At 71.8% G+C, this 21,022-nt stretch carries 14 protein-coding genes; 2 read left to right on the forward strand and 12 right to left on the reverse strand.

Going from position 1 to position 21,022, the window contains the following annotated elements; genetic code table 11:
* Positions 1-5: 5 nt before the first annotated feature.
* From IEY56_RS21595 to IEY56_RS21605, 3 genes are all read right to left on the reverse strand, one after another.
* Positions 6-7,208, reverse strand: coding sequence for a type I polyketide synthase (locus IEY56_RS21595; RefSeq protein WP_189038926.1), 7,203 nt, complete (start codon positions 7,206-7,208; stop codon positions 6-8).
* A gap of 403 nt (positions 7,209-7,611) precedes the next feature.
* Entirely contained in the window at positions 7,612-8,475 is an 864-nt protein-coding gene (locus IEY56_RS21600) for a peptidoglycan DD-metalloendopeptidase family protein (protein WP_189038927.1), read from the reverse strand.
* A 354-nt stretch (positions 8,476-8,829) separates the two neighbouring features.
* The gene (locus IEY56_RS21605; RefSeq protein ID WP_229712103.1) at positions 8,830-9,336 is read right to left on the reverse strand and encodes a DUF6328 family protein; all 507 of its coding nucleotides are present in this window, start codon (positions 9,334-9,336) and stop codon (positions 8,830-8,832) included.
* A 395-nt stretch (positions 9,337-9,731) separates the two neighbouring features.
* Between IEY56_RS21605 and IEY56_RS21610 the strand changes: the two genes are divergently transcribed.
* The gene (locus IEY56_RS21610; protein WP_189038929.1) at positions 9,732-11,810 is read left to right on the forward strand and encodes a hypothetical protein; all 2,079 of its coding nucleotides are present in this window, start codon (positions 9,732-9,734) and stop codon (positions 11,808-11,810) included.
* A 23-nt stretch (positions 11,811-11,833) separates the two neighbouring features.
* Here the strand turns inward: IEY56_RS21610 and IEY56_RS21615 are convergent, their stop codons facing one another.
* The 8 genes from IEY56_RS21615 to IEY56_RS21650 all read right to left on the reverse strand — a co-directional run bounded on the left by IEY56_RS21615 (position 11,834) and on the right by IEY56_RS21650 (position 19,039).
* On the reverse strand, positions 11,834-12,412 hold the full coding sequence (locus IEY56_RS21615) for a hypothetical protein (RefSeq protein WP_373292151.1): 579 nt from the start codon (positions 12,410-12,412) through the stop codon (positions 11,834-11,836).
* Positions 12,376-13,587 (reverse strand): molybdopterin-dependent oxidoreductase, encoded by a 1,212-nt coding sequence (locus IEY56_RS21620; protein ID WP_373292155.1) that lies wholly within the window; start codon positions 13,585-13,587, stop codon positions 12,376-12,378. The genes IEY56_RS21615 and IEY56_RS21620 overlap by 37 nt, the downstream gene beginning before the upstream one ends.
* 445 nt (positions 13,588-14,032) lie before the next feature.
* A complete protein-coding gene (locus tag IEY56_RS21625) occupies positions 14,033-14,935 on the reverse strand; it encodes a S1 family peptidase (protein WP_373292152.1) in 903 nt (300 codons plus the stop codon).
* A 331-nt stretch (positions 14,936-15,266) separates the two neighbouring features.
* Positions 15,267-15,857 carry a DedA family protein gene (locus tag IEY56_RS21630; RefSeq protein WP_189038932.1) on the reverse strand — a complete coding sequence of 197 codons (591 nt, stop codon included), beginning with the start codon at positions 15,855-15,857 and terminating at the stop codon, positions 15,267-15,269.
* 66 nt (positions 15,858-15,923) lie between these two features.
* Complete coding sequence (locus IEY56_RS21635; RefSeq protein WP_189038933.1) at positions 15,924-16,871, reverse strand: transporter substrate-binding domain-containing protein; 948 nt, start codon at positions 16,869-16,871, stop codon at positions 15,924-15,926.
* Positions 16,872-16,888: 17 nt separating this feature from the next.
* Positions 16,889-17,674: a hypothetical protein gene (locus IEY56_RS21640; protein ID WP_189038934.1), complete on the reverse strand. Its 786-nt coding sequence runs from the start codon at positions 17,672-17,674 to the stop codon at positions 16,889-16,891.
* 196 nt (positions 17,675-17,870) lie between these two features.
* Positions 17,871-18,422, reverse strand: a complete 552-nt coding sequence (locus tag IEY56_RS21645; protein WP_189038935.1) for a hypothetical protein — start codon at positions 18,420-18,422, stop codon at positions 17,871-17,873.
* Between the two features lie 359 nt (positions 18,423-18,781).
* Positions 18,782-19,039 (reverse strand): hypothetical protein, encoded by a 258-nt coding sequence (locus IEY56_RS21650; protein WP_189038936.1) that lies wholly within the window; start codon positions 19,037-19,039, stop codon positions 18,782-18,784.
* A gap of 477 nt (positions 19,040-19,516) precedes the next feature.
* On the opposite strand from IEY56_RS21650, the gene IEY56_RS21655 reads away from it, so the two are divergent.
* On the forward strand, positions 19,517-19,957 hold the full coding sequence (locus IEY56_RS21655; protein ID WP_189038937.1) for a subtilase-type protease inhibitor: 441 nt from the start codon (positions 19,517-19,519) through the stop codon (positions 19,955-19,957).
* 218 nt (positions 19,958-20,175) lie between these two features.
* Here the strand turns inward: IEY56_RS21655 and IEY56_RS21660 are convergent, their stop codons facing one another.
* On the reverse strand, positions 20,176-20,841 hold the full coding sequence (locus tag IEY56_RS21660) for an HAD family acid phosphatase (RefSeq protein WP_189038938.1): 666 nt from the start codon (positions 20,839-20,841) through the stop codon (positions 20,176-20,178).
* Positions 20,842-21,022: the final 181 nt, after the last annotated feature.

Genomic DNA, 21,022 nt, shown 5'->3' on the forward strand with positions numbered 1-21,022 from the left:
GGGTGTCACCACCCTGATGCAGCGGAGACCACCGCGTGCACCGTGGGCGCTCCCCAGGCGAGTTCGCGCAGCAGGCTCAGCGGCCCCTCCTCGGGGTCGATGAGCTTGATGCCCCGCGCCGCGTAGGAGCGCATGAGCTCCGGGGTCACCATGCCGCTGTTGGTCTCGGACGCGGCCCACGGGCCCCAGTGGACGGTGAGGCCGCGGCGGTCCTCGGTGGACCACCTGCGTCCCAGCTCCTCGAGGGCGTCGTTGGCCGAGGCGTAGTCGCACTGCCCACGGTTGCCGAGTGCCGCCGCGATGCTTCCGAAGAGCACCGCGAAGCGCGGGCCTTCGGGCAGCGCGGACACGGCGTCGAGGAGTACCCGGGCGCCGTCGGCCTTGGTGGTGAAGACACGGCGGAAGGACTCCGGCGTCTTCTCGGCGATGAGCTTGTCCTCGATGACTCCGGCCGCGTAGACGACTCCGTCGAGCCTGCCGTGCTCGGCGTGTATCTCCTTCACGGCGGCGCGTACTGCTTCCTCGTCCTTCACGTCGACCGAGCGGTAGCGCGCCTGGCTGCCCGACTCGCGCAGGGCGGCAAGGGTTTCGCGTACCTCGCGCTCCGACAGGACGGCGGCGACGGCGCGTTCGATCTCCGCCGGCGACTTCATGCCGGAGCCGATGAACGCGGCGCGCAGCTCGTCGCGGTTGCGGGCCGAGGCCGTGGCCGGATCCTCGTCCCCGTCCGGCACGGGCGTGCGGCCGAGGAGTTCGATGCGGCAGCGGCTGGCGTCGGCGATGGTGCGGGCGAACCGTGCGGTGATGCCGCGGGCTCCGCCGACCAGCAGGACGACCGAGTCGCGGTCGAGTCCGGCCGCGGCCGCCTCGGAGACGCCGTCGCCCGCCGGGCCGGCACCGGTGGCGGCGACGGCGCCCAGGTCGGTGCGGGTCAGCCGCAGCGCCCGGCGGCGTCCGCCGTCCGCGAGGACGACCGGTTCGCGTTCCGTGGCGCCGAGTTCGGCGACGACGGTCTCGGCGACCCTCTCCAGGCTGTCGTCGGAGCCGACCTCGACCAGCGACGCCGCGAGCTCCTCGTACTCCCGGGCGACGCTGCGGAAGAATCCGCGAAGACCCGTCGCGGCGCCCTCGGCGCGGCGGTCGACGGCCAGCAGGCGCTTGGGCCCGGCCGCGAGCACGGACTGGAAGAGCGGGAACATCTCGGGGAGTTGGGCGTCGGGCGACTCGAAGGCGTGCAGGTGCACGACGGCGTCGCCGAACCGCTCGGGCGACTGCCCTTCGGCCACTGTCCGCGGTACCGCGCCGGCAGCCGTCAGCTTCTCGGCCAGGAGGCCGGCGAGCGGGCCGCCGCCGAGCAGCGTCACCTCGGCGCCCGCGGGGAGCGCCGCGTCGGGCGCGGGCAGCTCGGTCTCGGTGAACTCCAGGCGCTGCGGCGCCACGACGACGGCTTCGCCTCCGTCGGCGGCCGGTGCGGCCTGCTCGGCGGGGGCGGGCGTCTCGTCCGCGGAGGCGCCGCCGCCGAGGCGGGTCATGAGGAGTTCGGTGATACCGGCAGCCGTACGAGCCGTGCTCAACTCGTCCAGATCCGCGTCCTGATCGACGGGCAGACCCAGCCGCACCGCCAACTCACCAGCGATCTCAGCCCTCTTGATCGAGTCCACACTCAGATCCGCCTCCAGATCCAAGCCCGGCTCGATCATGTCCACCGGATAACCCGTACGCTCCGCCACCACCGCGAGCACCTGACCCAGCACCGCATCCGCATCCAGCACGGGAGCAGCAGGGACAGCAGCAGCCGGAGCAGCGGCAGCCGGAGCAGCCGCCTGCGGGGCGGAGTTCAGGCGGGTCGTGAGGAGTTCGGTGATACCGGCAGCCGTACGAGCCGTGCTCAACTCGTCCAGATCCGCGTCCTGATCGACGGGCAGACCCAGCCGCACCGCCAACTCACCAGCGATCTCAGCCCTCTTGATCGAGTCCACACTCAGATCCGCCTCCAGATCCAAGCCCGGCTCGATCATGTCCACCGGATAACCCGTACGCTCCGCCACCACCGCGAGCACCTGACCCAGCACCGCATCCGCATCCAGCACGGGAGCAGCAGGGACAGCAGCAGGGACAGCAGCAGCCGGAGCAGCCGGGGCCGCAGCGGCCGGAGCAGCGGTGCCGGCGGGGAGGGCGGCCGGCAGCGTCACCGTGGGGGACGGCAGCGCGTGGTCTCCGGCTGCGACGGGGGGAAGTTCGGTGGCTCCCAGGTAGCGCAGCAGCACGTCGCGCTGCGCCGTCACCATCTCTCTGCTGGTACGCAGGAATTCGGCTATGAGAGCGTCCGGACCGGACAGCGTGACGCCGTCCTGAGTGGGGGATTCCGGCACGATGAGCTCCGTGACTGGGCGGGCTGGTTGGAGGGCGTTGGGCGGGATGGTGCCGTCGGCGAGGCGGATGAGCTGACCGTCGACGGTCCAGCCGGGGGATTTGACCGGGGTCGCGGTCTCCGGGTCGACGGCGTCGCGCCCCTGGAAGAGTTTTCCGGTGCGTACGTCCGTACCGGCGACGGCGAGTTGTGCGACGCCGGAGAGCAAACCGTACAGTCCTCCGCGCCGCGCGTCCTCAAGTGTGACCGTAGTGTGTGGACGGTCACCGAGAACGGCCGAGACCAGCCTGGTCAGGACCTTGCCGGGGCCGACCTCGAGGAAGACCCGGGCGCCCGACTCGTACATCGCCTCGATCTGGTCGGCGAACCGGACGGGCGCCCCGATCTGCCCGGCCAGTCCCGCGCGCACCGCATGGGGGTCGGTGTCGTAGGGCCGGGCCGTGCTGTTGGCCCATACGGGATATGCGGGCGCGTGCACGTCCATGGTGGCCAGCGTCCCGGCGAACGTCTCGCCCGCGCCCGCGACGAGCGGGCTGTGGAAGGCACACGCCACCTGCAGCGGCTTGGCCGAGAAACCGGCGTCCCGGAGGTGGCCGACGGCCCTGGTGACGGCGTCCGACGGTCCCGAGATCACCGTCTGCTTGGGCGAGTTGCGGTTGGCGGTGACGACCTCGCCGTCCAGTCCCGCGAGGGCGAGCACCTCCTCGACCTTCCCGGGAGCGGCGGTCACGGCCGCCATGGAGCCCGCGTCGCCGTCCCTGACCTGGTCGAGGATGGCCTCGGCGCGTGCCGCGCTCGCGGTGAGCACGTCCTGTGGCGCCATGGCTCCGGCGACGCCGAGTGCGACGAGTTCGCCGTAGCTGTGGCCCGCCGCCATGTCGGGACGGACACCGAGCGAGCCGAGCAGGTCGGCGGCCGCGAGTTCGACGATGCCCAGGGTGGGCTGGGCGACCGCCGTGTCGGTGATGCGCGCCAGCTGCTCGTCCCGGGTCTCCTTGTCGAACGCGGCGGGCGGGTAGAGCACGTCGGCCCAGCGGGAGCCGAGCTGCAGGTAGCGCTGCAGCTCGGGGAAGGCCACGAAGAGGTCGGCGAGCATGCCGGGACGCTGGCTGCCCTGGCCGGGGAAGAGGAAGGCCAGCGCTCCCCGCCCCTCGGCGCCGTCAGCGCCGTCGGCCTCGGCGGGGGCCGCGTAGATGCCCTGCTTGGGGTCGTGCACGCCGTCCGCCGCGCGGTGGAGCAGCGCCTTCAGCTGCTCGACGCTCTCGGCGAGCACCGCGACGCGGACGGGCTCGCCGCGGACGGCGGCCGAGTCGCTGACGCGTGCCGCACCGCGGGCGTAGTCGCGGAGCCGCCAGTCGCCGCCCGGCTGCTCCAGCTTCTCCAGCAGCCTGCGCACGGCGCGCTGCGCCGCCGCCGCGTCCTTGCCGCGGAAGGTGAACAGCTCGACGGGCCACTCGTCGCTGGCGTGCACGGCGGGCGCCTGGTCGTAGGCGCGCAGCACCGCGTGGAAGTTGGTGCCGCCGAAGCCGAAGGCGCTGACGCCCGCGACGCGTTCGGCGGGCTCGGCCGCCCAGGGACGCGCCGCCTCATGGAAGTAGAACGGGCTGCTGTCGGCCTTCCAGGCCGCGTTGGGCTGCTCGATGTGGAGCGTGGGCGGCTTGATGCCGTGGTAGAGGGCGAGCGTGGTCTTGATCAGTCCGGCCAGGCCGGCGGCGCACTTGGTGTGCCCGATCTGCGACTTGACGGAGCCGATGGCGCAGTTGCCGGGGTCCGCACCGGCTTCGGTGAACACCTCGGTGAGGGTGGCCAGTTCCGTGCGGTCGCCGACGACGGTGCCCGTGCCGTGCGCCTCGATGAGTCCGACCTGCGCGGGCGAGACCCCCGCGTTGCGGTAGGCGCGGGTCAGCGCCGCGCGCTGGCCTTCGGGGCGCGGCGCGGTCAGGCCCAGGGCCCGGCCGTCGCTGGCGCTGCCGACGCCGTCGATCACGGCGTAGATCCGGTCGCCGTCGCGCTCCGCGTCGGCCAGCCTCTTCAGGACTACGCACCCGACGCCCTCGCCGAGCGCGATGCCGTCCGCGCTCTGGTCGAAGGTGGAGGAGCGGCCCGTCGGAGAGAGGGCGTGCACCGAGGAGAACAGCAGGTAGTCGTTGATGCCGTTGTGGAGGTCGGCGCCGCCGCAGAGCACGACGTCGCTGGTCCCGGTGACGAGTTCCTTGCACGCCACGTCGACGGCGGTCAGGGACGACGCGCAGGCGGCGTCCACCGTGTAGTTGGCGCCGCCGAGGTTGAGCCGGTTGGCGATGCGTCCGGCGATCACGTTGGCGAGCATGCCGGGGAAGGAGTCCTCGGTGAGCTTCGGGAGCTGCTCGTCGAGCGCTGAGGGCAGGTCGCCCACGTAGGCGGGGAGCACCGCGCGGAGCGCGCTGGCGTTGGACAGATCGCTGCCCGCCTCGGCGCCGAAGACCACGGACGTGCGGGAGTGGTCGGCGGGCCGTCCCTCGTAGCCGGCGTCGGCCAGGGCGCGGCGTGCCGCCTCCAGGGCGAGCAGCTGCACCGGCTCGATGGCCGCGAGCGAGGCGGGGGGTATCCCGAAGCTCAGCGGGTCGAAGGGTATTTCGGGCAGGAAGCCGCCCCAGCGTGAGGGGGTGCGCTCCCCGTCCCCGTCCTCCGCGTAGTAGATCTCGGGGTCCCAGCGCTCGCCGGGGACCTCGGTCACGCAGTCCTTGCCGGCGAGCACGTTCGCCCAGAACGCGGCGAGGTCCTGCGCTCCCGGGAACATTCCCGCCATGCCGACGACGGCGATCCGCAGCGGATCGGCCGCGGGCTCCTCCTTCGCCGCTCCCCCGGCGCCGAGTTCGGCGCGCAGCCGCGCGGCGCGCGCACGGAACCGGTCGGCGGCGTGCGCGCCGACCGACTCGTGGAGGGCGGAGACGGTGGTGACGGCGTCGCGCAGCACCACGACCTCACCGGCCATGAACATGCCCTCGGCGCCCTGGCGTTCCTCGTCGACGCTGCGCAGTTCGGGGCCGACCCGCTCGATGCCCTTGCTGGCGACGCGCAGCCTGCCGACGTTGAACTTCTCGAGCTGCTCCCAGATCTCCCGGTCCGGGACGCCGGCCGCGCCGAGCTGCTCCTTGAGTCCGGCGAAGTCCGCGGTGAAGGCGCTGTGCGCGCAGCGCGTGGCGTGCCCCGGTGCGGTCTCCAGCAGGTCGGTGCGCTCCGCGGCGACGACGTGCCGCTGGAAGAGCGGCTGGATGGCGCCGGCCCGTACCGCCTCTTCCGTGAACAGATAGGCGGTGCCCATCAGTACGCCGGTGGGGACTCCGGCCCGGGTGAGGGGGGCGGCGAGTGCGGCGACCATCGACGCCGAGCGTTCGTCGTGCACTCCCCCGGCGAAGAGGACGGTCAGTTCACCTGCCGCCCCGGGTCTTTCCTTGTCGAGGAACTCCTGCAGCACCTCGACCTGGGCCTCCCACAGCGGGAAGCTGTTGCGGGGGCCCACGTGGCCGCCGCATTCGGCGCCCTCGAAGATGAACTTGCGGGCTCCGGCGGCGAGGAACTGCCGCAGCAGGCCCGGCGAGGGCACGTGGAGGAAGGTCGAGATCCCCTCGGCTTCCAGCGCCGCCGCCTGTGCCGGCCGGCCGCCCGCGATGATCGCGTGGGTGGGGCGGACCTCGCGTACGACGTCGAGCTGCGCCGACCTGATCTCCTCGTCGGCGAAACCGAGCACGCCCACGCCCCAGGGGGAGTCGCCGAGCGACGCCTTGGTGGCCTCCAGCATCGTCCTGGTCTGCTCCGCGCGGGCGAGGGCGAGGGCCAGGAAGGGCAGCGCGCCGTCGGCGGCGACGGCGGCGGCGAACTCCGGCTGGTCGCTCACCCGCGTCATGGGGCCCTGCGCGACGGGGAGCCGGGTGCCGAGTGCGAGGGCGCCGGGTGAGCCCTCGCCGAGCGCGGTCGCGGGCTCGTCGTCCTCGACGGCGGTCACGACGGCTTCGCGGATTCCGCGGACGGCTTCGGCGACGCTGCTCCAGCGCCGTGCGAAGGAGGCGGCGAGGAAGGCGTCCTGGCCGACGGGCAGGAACTGGGTGCGCAGGTCGTGTCCGCCGATGCGGGACGCGAACTCGGCGGCGTCCTGCGGCAGTTCGGGGACGCCGGGGCCACGGCGGCGCAGGACGCGGATGCCGTGGTGCAGGACGGTCTCGGAGCCGTCCAGGCCGTCGAGGGCCTCGGCGACGTCCAGGGGCAGTCCCGCCTCGTCGAGGAGGGCGAGCTGGGTGTCGAGCACGACGCCTTCGGCTCCGCCGGCGACGGCGGCCGCGGCGGTGTGGGGGCCGATGCCGCCCCACGCCCACACGGGCAGGTCGATGTCGGGGTCGGCGAGTACCTGCTGGAGCAGTACGAACGTGCTCAGTTCGCCGGCCCGGCCGCCGCTTTCGGTTCCGCGGACGATGAGGCCGTGCGCACCGGTTCCGGCGGCGCGGAGCGCCTCGGCCCGGTCGGTGACCTCCACGAGCACCCGGCGTCCGGCGAACTCCTCGGGCGAGCGGCCCGGGTCGGCGAGCAGGACGGTGCCGGCCGGCGCGGGGAGGTCGGAGACGGTGATGCCGCAGCCCGGCCGTATGCGGACGCCGAACGGGCGTTTCGACCAGCGGTCTGTGCGTTCCAGGTTCTCTGCGGCGGCGCGCGGGTCACCCGTGGGCAGTTCCAGCACGCCGAGTGCGCCCGCCGCCGAGGCGGCAGCGGTCAGCCGCGGTGACGGCCGGTGCACGGGGTTGACCGCGATGACCAGACTCGAACGCGAGGACACGTCGGACGCGCCCGTATCCAGCATCCTCATGATTTCTCCCGACTGCACGATCACCTAGGTCAGCTGACCATGCGTAGTAGACGGGACGGTTTTCCATGCGGTCAACTGACTCCTCCCTGCCTGTCCGTCACTCTCAGTCAGTCGAGAGCAACGCTGCCACGACCGGGCATTTCGCCCTCTGTGGCGCAGCAAGCAGGGCCTTCTCCCGCGCGTAATCCAGACTCAACGCAATGGACATTACGTTTGTCATGGCCATGTAACCGTCCGCTTACATGCCACACCGTGACTGTGTGGCAGATCACAGCTCTGAGGAGCAACCAGGAAGCACATTTCGCAGTCGGCAACTCACCACACGTAGCCGGTGATTCGGGTCGCCAGTGAGCTGCTGTGCGGCACTGTAGGCCGAGTGCTCCGGTCGGTCCGCGAATTTGTGCTAGTCCCAGCGGTCTTTGTTGAGGAACCGGGCGAAACCGCGCCACGATTCGGTTCCCATGACCCCGTCGACCGGTCCGCCGTAACCATACTCGGACGCCAGCCGCTGCACAGCGGACCAGGTCAGCGGCCCCGGAGCACCGTCGACGACGCCCGTGTACCCGTAGTGGTCGCGCATGTTGCGCTGAAGTGCGGCGTATGTCCGCACGCCTGGCTCTCCGTCGACGGGCCCCTGGTAACCGGACTCCAGCGACAGCCACTTCTGGGCCCGCTTCCACATGACGACACCCGGCACGCCGTCCTGCTCCGTCGTGGTCTTCGGCAGAGTTCCCCCACCGCCGGAGCCCCCGAGGAAGACGAGCGGGTCGATGCGCACACCGTTCGGGTCGATCATGTGCCAGTGCACGTGCGGCCCCGTGGAGGAGCCCGAACCGGGCGCTCCGGGCTCGCCTCCGGAGCGTCCCACGATGCCGCCGGCGGCGACCGCGGTCCCGTCGGCGAGCAGGAACTCCGAGAGGTGCATGTACTGGGTGCGGTAGCCGTTGCCGTGCTGGATGGTGACGGTGTGGCCGCCGGTGCCGTTCTCCGGGATGTTGGTGACGGTCCCGGCGCCCGCGGCCGGGAGGTCCGTACCGACACCCATGCCGTAGTCGATGCCGCCCAGGGAGCCCCGGTCGATGTGCTCCTGCCAGGTGCCGGTGATCTCGTAACCGGCGAACGGGTTGTGGAACGACGCCGCCGCGTGGGCGGTTCCCGTTCCCAGCAGGCCGCCCCCACCTGCGGCCAGGCCCAGTGTCACCGCAGTGCCTCGCATCAGCGAGCGTCTGCTGAGTCTGGGTCTCGCATCCGGACTGGAGTCGATCATGGGGGGCCTCCTCGGCGACTGTCCCGGTGGGGGTCGGAATGTCTACGCGCGGAGAAATTAAACGCCTCGTACTCACGAGTCACAAGAGGCCCGCAGGCAATGGCAATTACCTGCCACGGATTCAGGTGTAACTGCTGGTTACGTGTGGCCATTTCGACTGCCCGAGTGTCGTTCTAGCGCGATTTCGGCCGTCTGAGCGCTCTTCAGGCCACCGTCGAGGGCCTCGACGGCGTCAACCTGGCGCTGTTTTTCGCCTCTTCGGAAATCGACCTGGACAACCGGGCCAAGTCGCGTTAGAAGCAGGGGCGTTGACAAGGGACGACGACGAGCGGACGCCGGATCCCCTCCCCGCCCTCAACCGCCCTGCGGCGCCCCGCCCTTCCGCTCGGCGCGGTTGCGCAGCCACACCGGGAGGACGTACCAGCAGCAGACGAACCACAGCATGACGAGCCCCACCAGGACCTCCGCGAGCAGGCCGGGGATCACGACGTGGAGTATCAGCAGCAGCGTCGAGCCGACGGTGAGCGCCAGCAGCACCATGCCGCACATCATCAGACGCCCGGCCACCACCACGACCTCGTCCTTCATGCGCTGCCCCGACAGGAACCGGTGGATCGACACCGGGGCGATCAGCGCCCCGGTCGCGCCGGCCCCGAGGATCACCGTGACCACGTAAACGGTCCGGTCGAACTCGCCGAGGTCGTCGAAGCGCGCCGTGAACGCGACGCTCAGCAGGAAGCCGAAGAGGATCTGCACGCCGGTCTGGGCGACCCGCGTCTCCTGCAGGATCTCGTGCCACTGCCGGTTGACCCGCTCCCGGGGACTCTCCCGCTCCACCGCCTCGCCGGTGCCCGGCAGCACGCGGCTGGAGGCGTCGGCCGTCCGGCCGTGCTGCGTTCCGCTGTGCTGTGTGTCGCCGTGCTGCGCCCCGCTGTGCTGCGCGCCTCCGCGTTCGCGTTCGTCGGCCGTCGTCACCGCCGCACCTCCTGGTCCGGCCCGCACCGCCCGGGCGAGCCGTCATCGCGTACCCGTGACGCCGGGCGGACGTTCCCGGGTCACTCTGGTGTTCGTGTCCCGTACGCCCCGGAACATGCCTGCGTGACCTGCCCTCCCGGACGGCCGTCCGCGCGCGAGGAGTTGCGGCGTCCGCGTGCGAAGGCTTGTCTAAACCGATTTAAACGGGCAGGGTGCGTGCCTCCCGAGCCCGCAGCTCCCGCTGCTTCGCACCGCATCCGAACCGAAGGTGAGAGCCCGCCATGCCACTCCCCCGCCGAAGCGTCCTCACCCTGGGAGCAGCCGTACCGCTCGCGGCCGGACTCGGCACACCCGCCGCGGCCGCGACCGGCACCGGCGGGCAGGCAGGAAGCAGCGCCGGGGCGCCGGCGGAGAGGGGCGGGCCGCTCGCCAACCTCGCCCATCTCGAGTTCCTGGGCGACACGGTGAGTCCGCGGCTGATCCCCGGGCACGACACCTACCGGCTGCGCGAGGAGCCCGCGCTGGGCGCGCTGTGGACGTACGCCGACCGCGGGCCCGACGGCACGTACCGCCGTATAGGCGGCGGCACTCTCGACCCGGACACCGGTCACTACGAGCAAGGCGCGTACAACGCCGACGACATGGCCCGCGCGGCCGTCGTCCACCTGCGGCACCACGCTCTCACCGGCGCCGGCCGCGGTGCCCGCTCGGCCCGCGAACTCCTGCGCGGGCTCTGCTACTTGCAGACCACCCGGGGCGAGCACGCCGGGAACGTCGTGCTGTGGCAGCAGGCCGACGGGACCCTGAACCGCAGCGCCCTGCCTCCCGAGACCCCCGACCCCTCCGACTCGGGCCCGTCCTACTGGCTGGCCCGCTTCCTGTGGGCGCTCGGCGAGGGGTACGCCTTCTTCCGCCACGCGGAGCCGCCCTTCGCCGCCTTCCTGCGGGCCCGCCTCGAACTCGCCCTGGACGCTCTGGAGCGTGACGTCCTCTCGCGGTACGGAACGTGGGAGACGGCCGACGGCCGCCGCGTGCCCGGCTGGCTGATCACCCATGGAGCCGACGCCAGTTCGGAGGCGGTCCTCGGGCTCACCGCGTACGTGCGGGCCGGGGGCGGGCGGCGGGCGAGGCGTGCTGAGGCCCGGCTGGCGGAGGGCATCGCCGCTCTGGGTTCGGGCTCCGCCGGACGGTGGCCCTACGGCGCGATGCTGCCCACGGCGACGTCCGTGTCGCAGTGGCACGCGTGGGGTGCGCAGATGCCCACGGCCGTGGCCGAGGCCGCCGACGCGCTCGAGCGCCCGCGGCTGCTGGACGCGGCCCTCGACGACGCGGCCGGATTCACACCGGAGTTGCTGACAGCGGGCGGCTGCGACAACGGGTGGCTGCCGGCTCCCACGGACCGCAACCAGATCGCCTACGGCGTCGACTCCCGCCTCCAGTCGCTGCTGACGGTCGCCGAGCACGCGCGCCGGCCCGGCCTGTACCCGCTCGCCGCCCTGACCGCGGCCTGGTACTTCGGCGCGAACCGGGCGGGCGAGGCGGTCTACGATCCGGAGACGGGTGTCACCTTCGACGGCGTCGGCCCGGACGGGAAGATCAACCGCAACTCCGGGGCGGAGTCCACGATCCACGGCCAGCTGTCCATGCTCGCCCTGGACGCCCTCGCACAGCGCGGCGTGCGTCTCGCGCCGTCCGGACTCGACCGCGTCGCCGAGCACGACGGGCTGCGCGTCCTGGAGGCGGAAGAGGCGGAGCCCTCCGGTTCCGCGGAGGTCGTACGTCCCGACTCCCCCTGGACCGGCGAATCGCAGTACAGCGGCGACGCGTACGTGCGGCTGCCCGAAGGGGGCGGGCTCTCCTGGCGGCTGCCCGAGGGAAAGCTGCCCCTGCTCGTCTCCCCCGTCGTCGACCTCGTCGGCCGGCCGCAGGCCGGAACCACCGTCTGGAGCGCCGGCTCGGAGAGGCTCGGCCGGATCGACCACGGCGCCGGCGGCCCGCAGGGGATCAGCGCCGCACCGGGGGCGCTGACGCCCGTCCCGCTGCCCGCGGCCGTACGCGCGGGTGGGCGCCTGCGGGCCCGCGCGGAGGGAGTGGAGAAGGGGACGCTGCGGGTGGACGCGCTGCTCGTGCGGCCTGTGGTGTCGCGGCTCGTGCTGAGCGGGCCGGAGAGGTCCCTGGCGCTGCTGCACAACGCCGACGAGCGCGCGCACACCGTCGAGGTGTCCCTGCCGGGAGAAGGCCCCGTCGCCGCCGACCTGTACGACGACCGCGCGCGCCCCGCCGGACACCACACGGACAGCGGCGGCCCGACCCGGGTGACCGTCCCGGCGAGGGGGTTCGCGATCCTCCGGCGCGGCTGAGTCCCGGCCGCCCTCGGCGGCGCCTACGCCGTCCCGGCGTCCGCGCGCCGGCGGCGCGGACGCAGCGTCCGTACGGCCAGGCACAGCGCGGAGAGCACGAAGAGGGCGGCGGTGACCAGAAGCCAGCGTCCCCAGAAGACGCCGGCGTCGAGCCCTGTGTAGGCCGTGTAGTGGTGCACGCGCCCGAGAACGAGCGGATACCAGACGAGCAGCAGCACCAGCGAGATGAACGCGGGCACGCGCACGTAGTTGACCCGTCCCCGCCCATGGCCGTCCTGCCCCGGCTCGTCGGCGGCGTGCACCTCGCCGCCGGCGTGCGGGCCCCGCCGGGCGTGGCGGCGCCGCGCCAGCGTCTGGAGGGTGCGGTCGGCGGCCGTGTAGAGCGGCAGCAGGAGGAGGTCGTGCAGCAGGGCCGAGCCGGCGAACCACAGGACGATGCCGAGGACGTCGCCCTGCAGCAGGCGGATGCCGGCGTACCCGGTGAGCGCGAAGGACGCGAGCACGAGGAGCAGATGAAGAGGGGAGGCGCCGTAGCGTGAGCCCGCGCCGCGGCTGCTCCGGGCGTTCACGACTCCGCCCCGAACGTCAGCCTGGTGACCCATTTGGTGTTGTGCACGCCGGGGTTGGCGGGGACGATGATCCGCGCCGGGAAGCCGTGGTCCGCCGACAGGTCGGCCCCGTTGACCCGCAGCGCCAGCAGCGACCGCGGATCGCGTACCTGGTTCTCCCGCAGCGCGGCGGAGCGGAAGGAGCCGCGGCGCTGCACCGACTCGGCGAAGACTCCCGGCGGACGCTCCCGCAGCCCGACGAGCGCGGCGAGAGTCGTCAGACGCGGGCCGCTCCACTGCTGGTCCTCCGTGGACCAGCCCTCGACGCAGGCGATGGGCAGCGCGGCGGTGTGCTGCGGGAGCTCCAGCAACTCCGCCCGGCTGAGCACCGCTTCGCGGTCGCCGGAACGGACGGTCAGCCGCCACCGGTCCGAGATGTCGCGGGCCCGGATGCCCACGGCGGCGGCGGTCTTGTTGATCTGGAACCCGTTGGGTCCCGGTCCGGGGTCGCGGTTGTGGGGTGCGAGCAGCGCCGTCTCGCGGAGCGGGCCGCCGATGCTCTGGCCTGCCGTCACGGCGAGAAGCGCCAGCGATCCGGCGCCCACCAGGCCGAGTGAGCCCCGCCGGGAGATCGTCGGGGGCGCCGGGCGGGGCGTGACGAGGCCGGTCTCGTCCGGCGGCTCGGGTTCCGTCCGGGCGAGGGGGGTGCGCAGCTCCGCGCGGAGCCGGCCGCCCCGCAGGGTCCGCCACGCGAGGGGGATGCGGAAGGCGACGTGGACCACGAAGGCGCCGATGAAGATCCACGCGCCGTAGAAGTGCAGCGGGTAGAAGGAGCCGGGGAAGATGTAGTGCAGCTGCGCGTTGAGCAGCCCGGTCGCGAACTCGAAGAGGGCGCCGCCCACGAGCAGCAGCAGCGAGACGCGCTCCAGCGCATGGCTGAGGGACCGCAGCGGCGGCCAGGCGAACAGCTTGGGGATCACCGACCACAGCTTCGCGAGGAGCACCGGTACGAGCGCCACTCCCAGCGTCACGTGCACGCCCTGGGTGAGGCGGTAGAGCCAGGGCGGGTCGGTGGGCCAGGCGAAGAGGTAGAAGCCCAGCCATCCCTTGTCCGGTGTCTTGTCGTTGGGCGTGCCCAGCCCCGGGTTGTACGCGGCGTACGAGAGCAGGCCCGTCACGATGAGCGCTGTGACGCCGGCGAGCAGTACGGCTCCGAGCACGGACGTCAGCCAGGGTCCGCGCAGCGGGCTGCGCCAGAAACCGGGACGCGAGGGGCCGGGGGGAACGCGGCCCGCAGCGGGCCGGGTTCCTGGCGGGGCTCCGGGCGGGGTTCCCTCGCCTTCCCCTTGCCCCGGGCCGTGCCGGGCACGGTCGCGCCGTCCCGGTGCGGGCCGGGGACTCCGGCTTCGCTCGCTGCTGCCCATGCCCGTGTCCCTCCGCGTGCTCGACCGCCTGGCTGCGCGTCAGGACGACCGTATGCCGCGGAGTGTGAGCAGCTCCGTCGTCGCGGCGGCACGTCACCGGACTGTTCGATCTGCGGGCCGCTCGCCCGGTGAGGGCGGCGGGCCACGGGCGGCGGGCGGGCGGGGAGTGCGCCGAGCGCAAGACGCCGGCCTGCGCGCCCCTCGGAAGGGATGCGCAGGCCGGCGCTTCACATCACGGAGAGCGCTGGGCTCAGATGATGCTCACACCGTAGGCGGAGAGCGCCTCGGGGACCGGCTGGAAGAACGTCACGCCGCCGGAGGAGCAGTTGCCGCTGCCGCCGGAGGTGAGGCCGAGAGCGGTGCTGCCGGAGAACAGGGCGCCGCCGCTGTCGCCGGGCTCGGCGCAGACGTTGGTCTGGATCATGCCCGTGACGACACCGTCAGGACCGTAGTCCACGGTTGCGTTGAGGCCGGTGACGGATCCGCCGTGCAGCCCGGTGGTGCTGCCGCTGCGCTGGACGGACTGGCCGACCGTGGCGTTCCCCGCACCGGTGATCTCCTGGTAGGAGCCGTTGTAGAGGGAGACGCGGCCGTCGGCGGCGCTCGGGTTGGAGTGCTGGATCAGACCGTAGTCGTTGCCCGGGAAGCTGCTGCCGACCGTGGTGCCGATGGACCAGGAGCTGCCGATGTTGGTGCAGTGGCCGGCCGTCAGGGCGTACTTGGTGCCGGAGCTGTCCTGCACGTTGAAGCCGAGCGAGCAGCGTGCGCCGCCCGTCGTGATGGCCTCGCCGCCGGCGATGTACTTGGTGAACTTGCCCTTGGTGCGGTTGATCTCGAGGGCACCGGCGTTCTTGCCGGCCTCCTTCTTGATCTTCGCGAGGTCGGCCTTGGAGACCGTGCTGTCGATGGTGACGACGACCTTGTCGGCCTTCGTGTCCGTGTACCAGGCGGCACCGCCGACATGGGCGGTGCGCAGAGCGTCGGACGCGTCCTGGAGCGCGGCGGCACTGTACGTCGAGGGTGCCGGCTCGGCGGCCGAGGCACCGCTCGCCGGGAGGGCGAGTGCTGCCGCAGCGGCGAGGCCGGACGTTACTGCTATGAGCCGCACGCGTCTCGCAAGAGTGCGATGGGGGGTAGTGCGCGTGATCCTCACTGATTTCCTCCAGTTGGAGAACGGAGGGCCCTTCTTCGAGCCCGAGCGCGCGCGGTCAGCGGCACGACGGACCAAATCCGCCGTGTCCCTGACAAGCGCTGGAGGGAATGTTCGTTCGTCGCCCACCGTCCGCGCAAGACTCTGTTTCGGACTCGAAAAAGGGAAACTTCAGCGCCGGGACGATATGTCACTTTGATCCCCCTGATAACGGGAGAAGCGGACAGCACTGAAACCCAGTGCCCTCACCACCTACCGGCAGCGGGCACCGAGACCGCCGGGGAGGGCACCCCGCCGCGGCCCGGCGAGCCCCCCTGCCCTCAACTTCATTGCGTCATACGCGACTTGAGAGCGAGTCCTCTCCCTGCGAGCTCCCCTGGCGGCCGCATATCCGCTGCGCCGCCAGGAAGAATCCCGCCACGAGCAGCGACACCGCGGGGCCGATGAAGAAGGGTGCCGAACCGTCCGTCACCAGGCGGCCCCCCGCGTAACCCAGTCCCACGGTGTACGAGACGAAGATCGCTTCCGCGACGACCGCCCCCAGCAGGAAGCTGCGGACGGGGAAGCCGACCAGACCGGCCGTCAGCGCTCCCAGGCCACGCCCGGCCGGAACGAACCGCACGGCGATCACCGACGGCACGCCGTACCGCCGCAGCAGCCCGGACAGCCGCTCCATCGCCGTCAGGCGTCGCGTGTCACGCGAGAGCCACGCCATCGCGGGGCGCTGCGCCTTGCGCCCCAGCGAGAAGACCGCGAGATCTCCGACCGTCGCAGCCACCAGGGGAACGCATAACAGCAGCGGAAGGCTGAGCCCGCCGCTGGAGCCGGCCATGGCACCGGCACCTGCCAGCAGAGCGGAGTTCGGCACCATCGGCGGCACCGTGACGAGCACGAGAACCGCGTATATCCAGTACCCACCGTCCATGCCGCCTGTCCCTCCGACCCGGCCCCACCAGTCAGCTTCATACCCAGGCTGGCGGGCGGGGCCGCCTCACTTCGCTCCGCAGGAGGTCGCCCTGTAGTTCTCGAACTCGGGGTCGGACGGCTTGTACCTCTGCTCGAAGTCCCCCTCGTCGAGGTCCGGGAAGTGCTGCTGGAACGTCATCCGCCAGCGCGTGTCGAGGAACTTCTTCAGGGAGCGGTTCAGTCTGCGGCAGTCGGCGCCGTGCTTCTCGCGGATCCCGATCCCGTAGTACTGCTGCTTGTCGATCTTGATGTCCTCGACGACCTTCACGTGGTCCTCGTACGGCTTCTGGTGCGCGAAGCCCTCCAGCACGAGCCGGTCCGTCCAGACGGCGTCGAAGTTGCCGTCGGCCAGCTCCTTGACGCACGTCTTGTAGTCCTTGCGGAAACCGGGCTTCACGTTCTGGCCGAGCGTCTCCCTGATGGACTTCTGCGCCTGCTCCCCCTCGACGCTGCCGGGGTCGGACGTCGAACCGGAGGCGCTGCACACGCGCTTGCCGTCGACGTCCTTCAGCTTCTTGATCTCCGAGTCGCCCTTCTGGACGAGGATGCCCTGATAGGTCTTCATGTACGGGGCCGTGAAGTCGATCTTCTCGTCCCGGGCGTCGGTGATGGTGTACGTGGCGATGACCAGGTCGGCGCCCTGGTCCAGCAGGATGTCCTCGCGCCGCAGGGAGGGGATGTCGTGGGTGTACTTCTTGAACCCGACGTCGTCGGCGAGCGCGTTCAGCAGGTCCGTCTCGAAGCCCGCGTACTCGTACTCCTCGCCGCTGCGCGTGTTGAACCCCGGCTGCCCTTTCTTCACGGCGACCGTCACCGAGGGCTTGTCGAAGATCGAGGAAGCCGACTGGGAAGGCGTCCCGCCGGGGCCCCCGGAGGCTCCGCCGGGCCCGCCTCCGTCACAGGAGGCCGCGACCGTGGCCAGCGCCGCGAGGCATAAGAGCGCGGCGGGCAGACGTCGGGAGGCAGCGGACATCGGGAAGCTCCTTCTGGTCACTTGTAACGGGCCTGCTTGCCGGTGAGCGTCAACTGGCAGCCGTCGTCGGCGAGAAGGGTGACGTCGACGTCGACGCCCGGCCCGGCCGCGTCCAGCGGCAGCACCGCCGTCACCTCGCCCGCGAGCCGGACGGTGACCGGCCGCGCGAGGTCCTCCCCGCCGAACTCCAGCCGGCTGCCGGGGAGGCACGAGGTGGCGCCCGCCGTCTCGTCGCGGGCCGCCAGGGTGACGCTCAGTTCGTCGTGCCCGCGCGGCTTCGCGTCCACCGTCAGCTGCGCCGTGCCGCCGGGCCGGAGCCCCTGACCGCCTTTCAGCTCAGTGCTGCGGGTGACGTCCTCGGGAAGCGCCGCGAGGGTGAACCACACGAGGCCGGCCACCAGTACCGCCGTCGTCAGGGCCTTGAGAAACTCCAGCCTGTGCTGCGTCGTGTCGTGCCGCTCGTCCCTCTTTGCGGCGACCTCGACCGTCGGCACGAGCAGGAAGACGGCGCCCAGCGCGGTCACGGCCGCCGCGAAGTCGTGCTCGACGCGCTGGGCCCACACGGCCACGCAGAACGCGATCGTCAGCAGCGCCGCGTAGACGGCGAAGAGGATGCGCAGGTAGCGCTTGTTCCCGTCGGGCTCCTGCCGCGGTCCCTGCCCGGGCTCCCGCCGCGGTGCCTCACCGGAACCGTCCGGCCCTCCCCCGGCGGAACGAGGCTGCTCCCCGGTGGCCCGAGGCTCCTCTCCCGGAGTCCGCGGCCTCCCCTCGCCGCCCGCGGGCGACGTGGCTCGCGCATCCATACGGCACCCCCCGGCGCGAAATGTGCGTGACAGACAAGAATGCCATGCGCGGAGCGGCCAGGAGCAGGCGGCTTCCGCGCGTGCCCGCGTACCGCGTACCCGGGCCGGCCCGCGGGCGGTCCCGCCGACCCGCCGGCACAGACAGAGCGGGCCGGACCCGCGTGACGCGCGTCCGGCCCGCTCCGTGATCGGACGGTCAGCACATGGTCGGTCGCATGACCTCGTATGCGCTCGCCCAGTTCGCACAACCCGGGTCGGAGTGCCCGTACCAGTTGTGGCCGAACTCGTGGGCCGCGAGCAGACCGAAGTCGCTCACGATGGTGGACAGCATGATCCGCTGCCCCTGTCCCCAGTTGCATCCGACGACGTTGCCGGCGCCGCCGCAGCCCTCGATGTAGCCGCCGGTGCACTCGACGGGCGTACCGCTGCCGGAGGTCTCGGTGCCGCTGCCCCAGAAGTTGGCGCCCTGGCGTATCGCGCCCTCGTAGCCCGCGCAGGAGGCGGTGATGTGGTAGCTCCAGGCCGGGACCCGGGCGTCGCGCTCCTTGACGTCCGGCGCCGGAGCGTCGGTGAGGTCGCCGGTCTTGAAGCCCTCCGACGGCGTCGGGTCGGCCGCGAGCTGCAGGGCCTGGGCTGCCGGGCGGGCCGTGTCTGCCGCCTCGGCGGCGCTGGCCGACACGGGGAAGGCGAAGACCAGGGCGAAGACGACGGCGGCGGCACCGGCCAGTCTTCGGAAGATCGTGGTCATGACAAGTATCTCCTCTGTGGGGGGCGACGCGTGCCCTTCCGGGGACACCCGCGGGGAACACCGTCGCGATACCTCGGGCTCGAACCGCAAGCCCTTACGACCGAACGCGAGGACGGTACTCGCGGATTCGTCGCACGTCCATAAGGGTCGGCTGATTTACGGACACTCAAGGAACCCCCGTCAGGCCGGACATGACCGGTGAGCTGCCGACGAGCCCGCGCCGAGGCGCGATTCGGCAGCCACCCTCACCCGGAACGGCACAACTGCGCCCCGGGAGAACGACGTTGAACGGCGCGCGCGAACCCGCGGGAGACCCGGCGTGGACGCGGACCGCTCCCGCCGCCTGCTTGCCGGCCCCGCTACCCGGTCCGGGGCCCGGCTCCGGAACCCGCCCCGGGCTGCTCGATACGGGCCTGCTCCAGCAGGTCGTCGTAGAGACCGTCCTCCTCCAGCTCGGGACCGTCGCTGAGCATCACCGACCAGGGGATCGGACAGGGCGGCGGGTGGCCGGGATCCGGGCAGAGCATCCGGACGATGCGCTCCTTGACCTCTTCGGCCTGCTCCCGGGTCGCGTAGATTCCCAGCCGCACCTCGAAGACACCCTGCTCCTCGGACATGTCCCCTCCGCCCTCTCCTGGTCTCGTGAACGGGAGAGTAAGCGCCGGCGCCGCCCGGTCCCACTCGATTTCGGCACCGGCGGGCCACCACGGGACGGCGGCGCCCCGCGGGTTGACGAAGGCCCCCGGCGGCACCCGGCACCCGGAAGCGGCGTCAACGCACTGTCGAAGAACCACCCGGAAGCAGTGCTTTCCAGCCGAGATGTGACGCCCCGCGACGACCCGGAGAGGCGTCCTCGAAGCACCGGCCGCAGCTCAGAAGGTCGTTTCCCGTTGAACGACCCGCATTTCCTCCACATGAGGGACATGTCCCTGATGACCCTCACACCCCCTCCGAACTGCCCCGATCGCCGGCCTGCCGGGGGCCCGCACACCCCCGGCGACCGGAAAGTGATCGCCCGGTGTGCATCCGCGCACAACTTGCGCAAGAGTCCACGCCGTCCGATATTCGTCACATCGATCCAAGGAGTGTTCGAAATGCGGTTCACCGTCAAAGCTCTGGCAGCCTCCGCCGCCCTCGCCGCCGGCTGCCTGGCGAGCGCCGGGAGCGGTGTCGCGCACGCCGACTCCGCCGGAGCGAAGAGCCTCTACTCCCCCTCCGCTCTCGTGCTGACGGTGGGCAAGGGCACGGACGCGGCGAGCGCGGGGGTCCAGCGCGCCGTCGTACTGAACTGCGCTCCCTCGGCGAGCGGCACCCACCCCGCCGGCGCGGCGGCGTGTGACGAAGTGCGTTCCGTGGACGGAGAGTTGCGGAAGCTCGTCGGAAGTGACGCCTCAGGGCCGGTGTGCACCAGGATCTGGGACCCGGTCGTCGTCACCGCTGACGGCGTGTGGGAGGGCAAGCGGGTCTCCTGGGAGCACTCCTTCTCCAACTCCTGCATGCTGAACAAGTCCGGCCGGAGCCTCTTCGCCTTCTGACGGGCGCCCCGAGGGCAGCCGCCGGGAGCGACGGACACAGTGCACTCCTGGCAGGCGCCGCCGGCAAAGCGCGACAGGACGGTCGTCGCAAGACGGCCGTGACAAGAAGTTCGCCGCAAGAGGCGGGCTTCACAAGCAGGACGGGCCCCTGCGCGTCACCGGCAACCTCTCCGGTGACGCGCAGGGGCCCGGGCGGGCGTGTGGCGAGACGCCTGACGTCAGCTCAACTTGCCGTCGTAGTCCGGCAGTTTGAAGGTCTTCTCGGCGTGGCCGCCCGCCATGTCGGTGGGGGTGTTGCCGATGTTGGCGATGATCGTGAAGCCCTTGGCCTCGATCTCCGCGCGCTTCGCGGTCTTGTACTTGCTGACCTCGTCGAAGATGTCGGGCAGATCCCGCACGTACAGGCCGGCGATGGGGAACCCGGCCTCCTTCAGGTTGTGTTCGGTGAGCGAGTAGATGATGCCGGGGCGCGCGGTCACGAAGTACACGGCCACACCGCGGGAGTCGGCGTAGCGGGCGAGTGCGAGGGTCTGCTCGACGGGCGGCGTCGGGTACTCCCAGATGGGGTGGAAGTGCGTCTCCAGCGACGTGTTGTCGATGTCGAGCACGACGGCCATCTTCTCGCCGGAGCCCTTGTCGATGCGGTCCTCGAGGTACGGGCGCGCTTCGTCGGTGACGGCGGAGACGTCGCGCTTCCAGGTCTCGTAGTCCACGTCCGCGGCGGCGGCTGCGGTGCGGGGCGCCGTCTGCACGGCGGGCTTCGCGGACCCGTCCGGGCCTGTGGCGCTTGCGGGCGCCGCACCGGCCGTCAGGGCCGTCACGACGGTCGCGGTCACCCCGGCGAGGGCGACCGCGACGCGCGTTCTCCGATTGCGTCCATGCATGGGGGCACTCCTGAGTCGCAGGACCGGCTGGGAAGGCCCAACTCCGGGTCGGCGAAGGGCCCTTCGCATGCTCGCGTCTCATCATGACCGGAAGAGCGACTCTCGGCTACTGGTCGGTAGCGGCGATCTCTCCCCCACCGCCGCGTTTATCCGGAGATGTACGGAGGCAGGCTCCGGCCAC

The organism is Streptomyces daqingensis (assembly GCF_014645895.1).
Classification (GTDB): domain Bacteria; phylum Actinomycetota; class Actinomycetes; order Streptomycetales; family Streptomycetaceae; genus Streptomyces; species Streptomyces daqingensis.

What these genes read in the sequence shown, in the direction of transcription:
- IEY56_RS21595 (WP_189038926.1), bottom strand. Translation starts at nt 7,208, where the DNA reads ATGAGGATGCTGGATACGGGCGCGTCCGACGTGTCCTCGCGTTCGAGT.
- IEY56_RS21600 (WP_189038927.1), bottom strand. Translation starts at nt 8,475, where the DNA reads ATGATCGACTCCAGTCCGGATGCGAGACCCAGACTCAGCAGACGCTCG.
- IEY56_RS21610 (WP_189038929.1), top strand. Translation starts at nt 9,732, where the DNA reads ATGCCACTCCCCCGCCGAAGCGTCCTCACCCTGGGAGCAGCCGTACCG.
- IEY56_RS21615 (WP_373292151.1), bottom strand. Translation starts at nt 12,412, where the DNA reads ATGGGTCACCAGGCTGACGTTCGGGGCGGAGTCGTGAACGCCCGGAGC.
- IEY56_RS21630 (WP_189038932.1), bottom strand. Translation starts at nt 15,857, where the DNA reads ATGGACGGTGGGTACTGGATATACGCGGTTCTCGTGCTCGTCACGGTG.
- IEY56_RS21635 (WP_189038933.1), bottom strand. Translation starts at nt 16,871, where the DNA reads ATGTCCGCTGCCTCCCGACGTCTGCCCGCCGCGCTCTTATGCCTCGCG.
- IEY56_RS21640 (WP_189038934.1), bottom strand. Translation starts at nt 17,674, where the DNA reads ATGGATGCGCGAGCCACGTCGCCCGCGGGCGGCGAGGGGAGGCCGCGG.
- IEY56_RS21645 (WP_189038935.1), bottom strand. Translation starts at nt 18,422, where the DNA reads ATGACCACGATCTTCCGAAGACTGGCCGGTGCCGCCGCCGTCGTCTTC.
- IEY56_RS21650 (WP_189038936.1), bottom strand. Translation starts at nt 19,039, where the DNA reads ATGTCCGAGGAGCAGGGTGTCTTCGAGGTGCGGCTGGGAATCTACGCG.
- IEY56_RS21655 (WP_189038937.1), top strand. Translation starts at nt 19,517, where the DNA reads ATGCGGTTCACCGTCAAAGCTCTGGCAGCCTCCGCCGCCCTCGCCGCC.
- IEY56_RS21660 (WP_189038938.1), bottom strand. Translation starts at nt 20,841, where the DNA reads ATGCATGGACGCAATCGGAGAACGCGCGTCGCGGTCGCCCTCGCCGGG.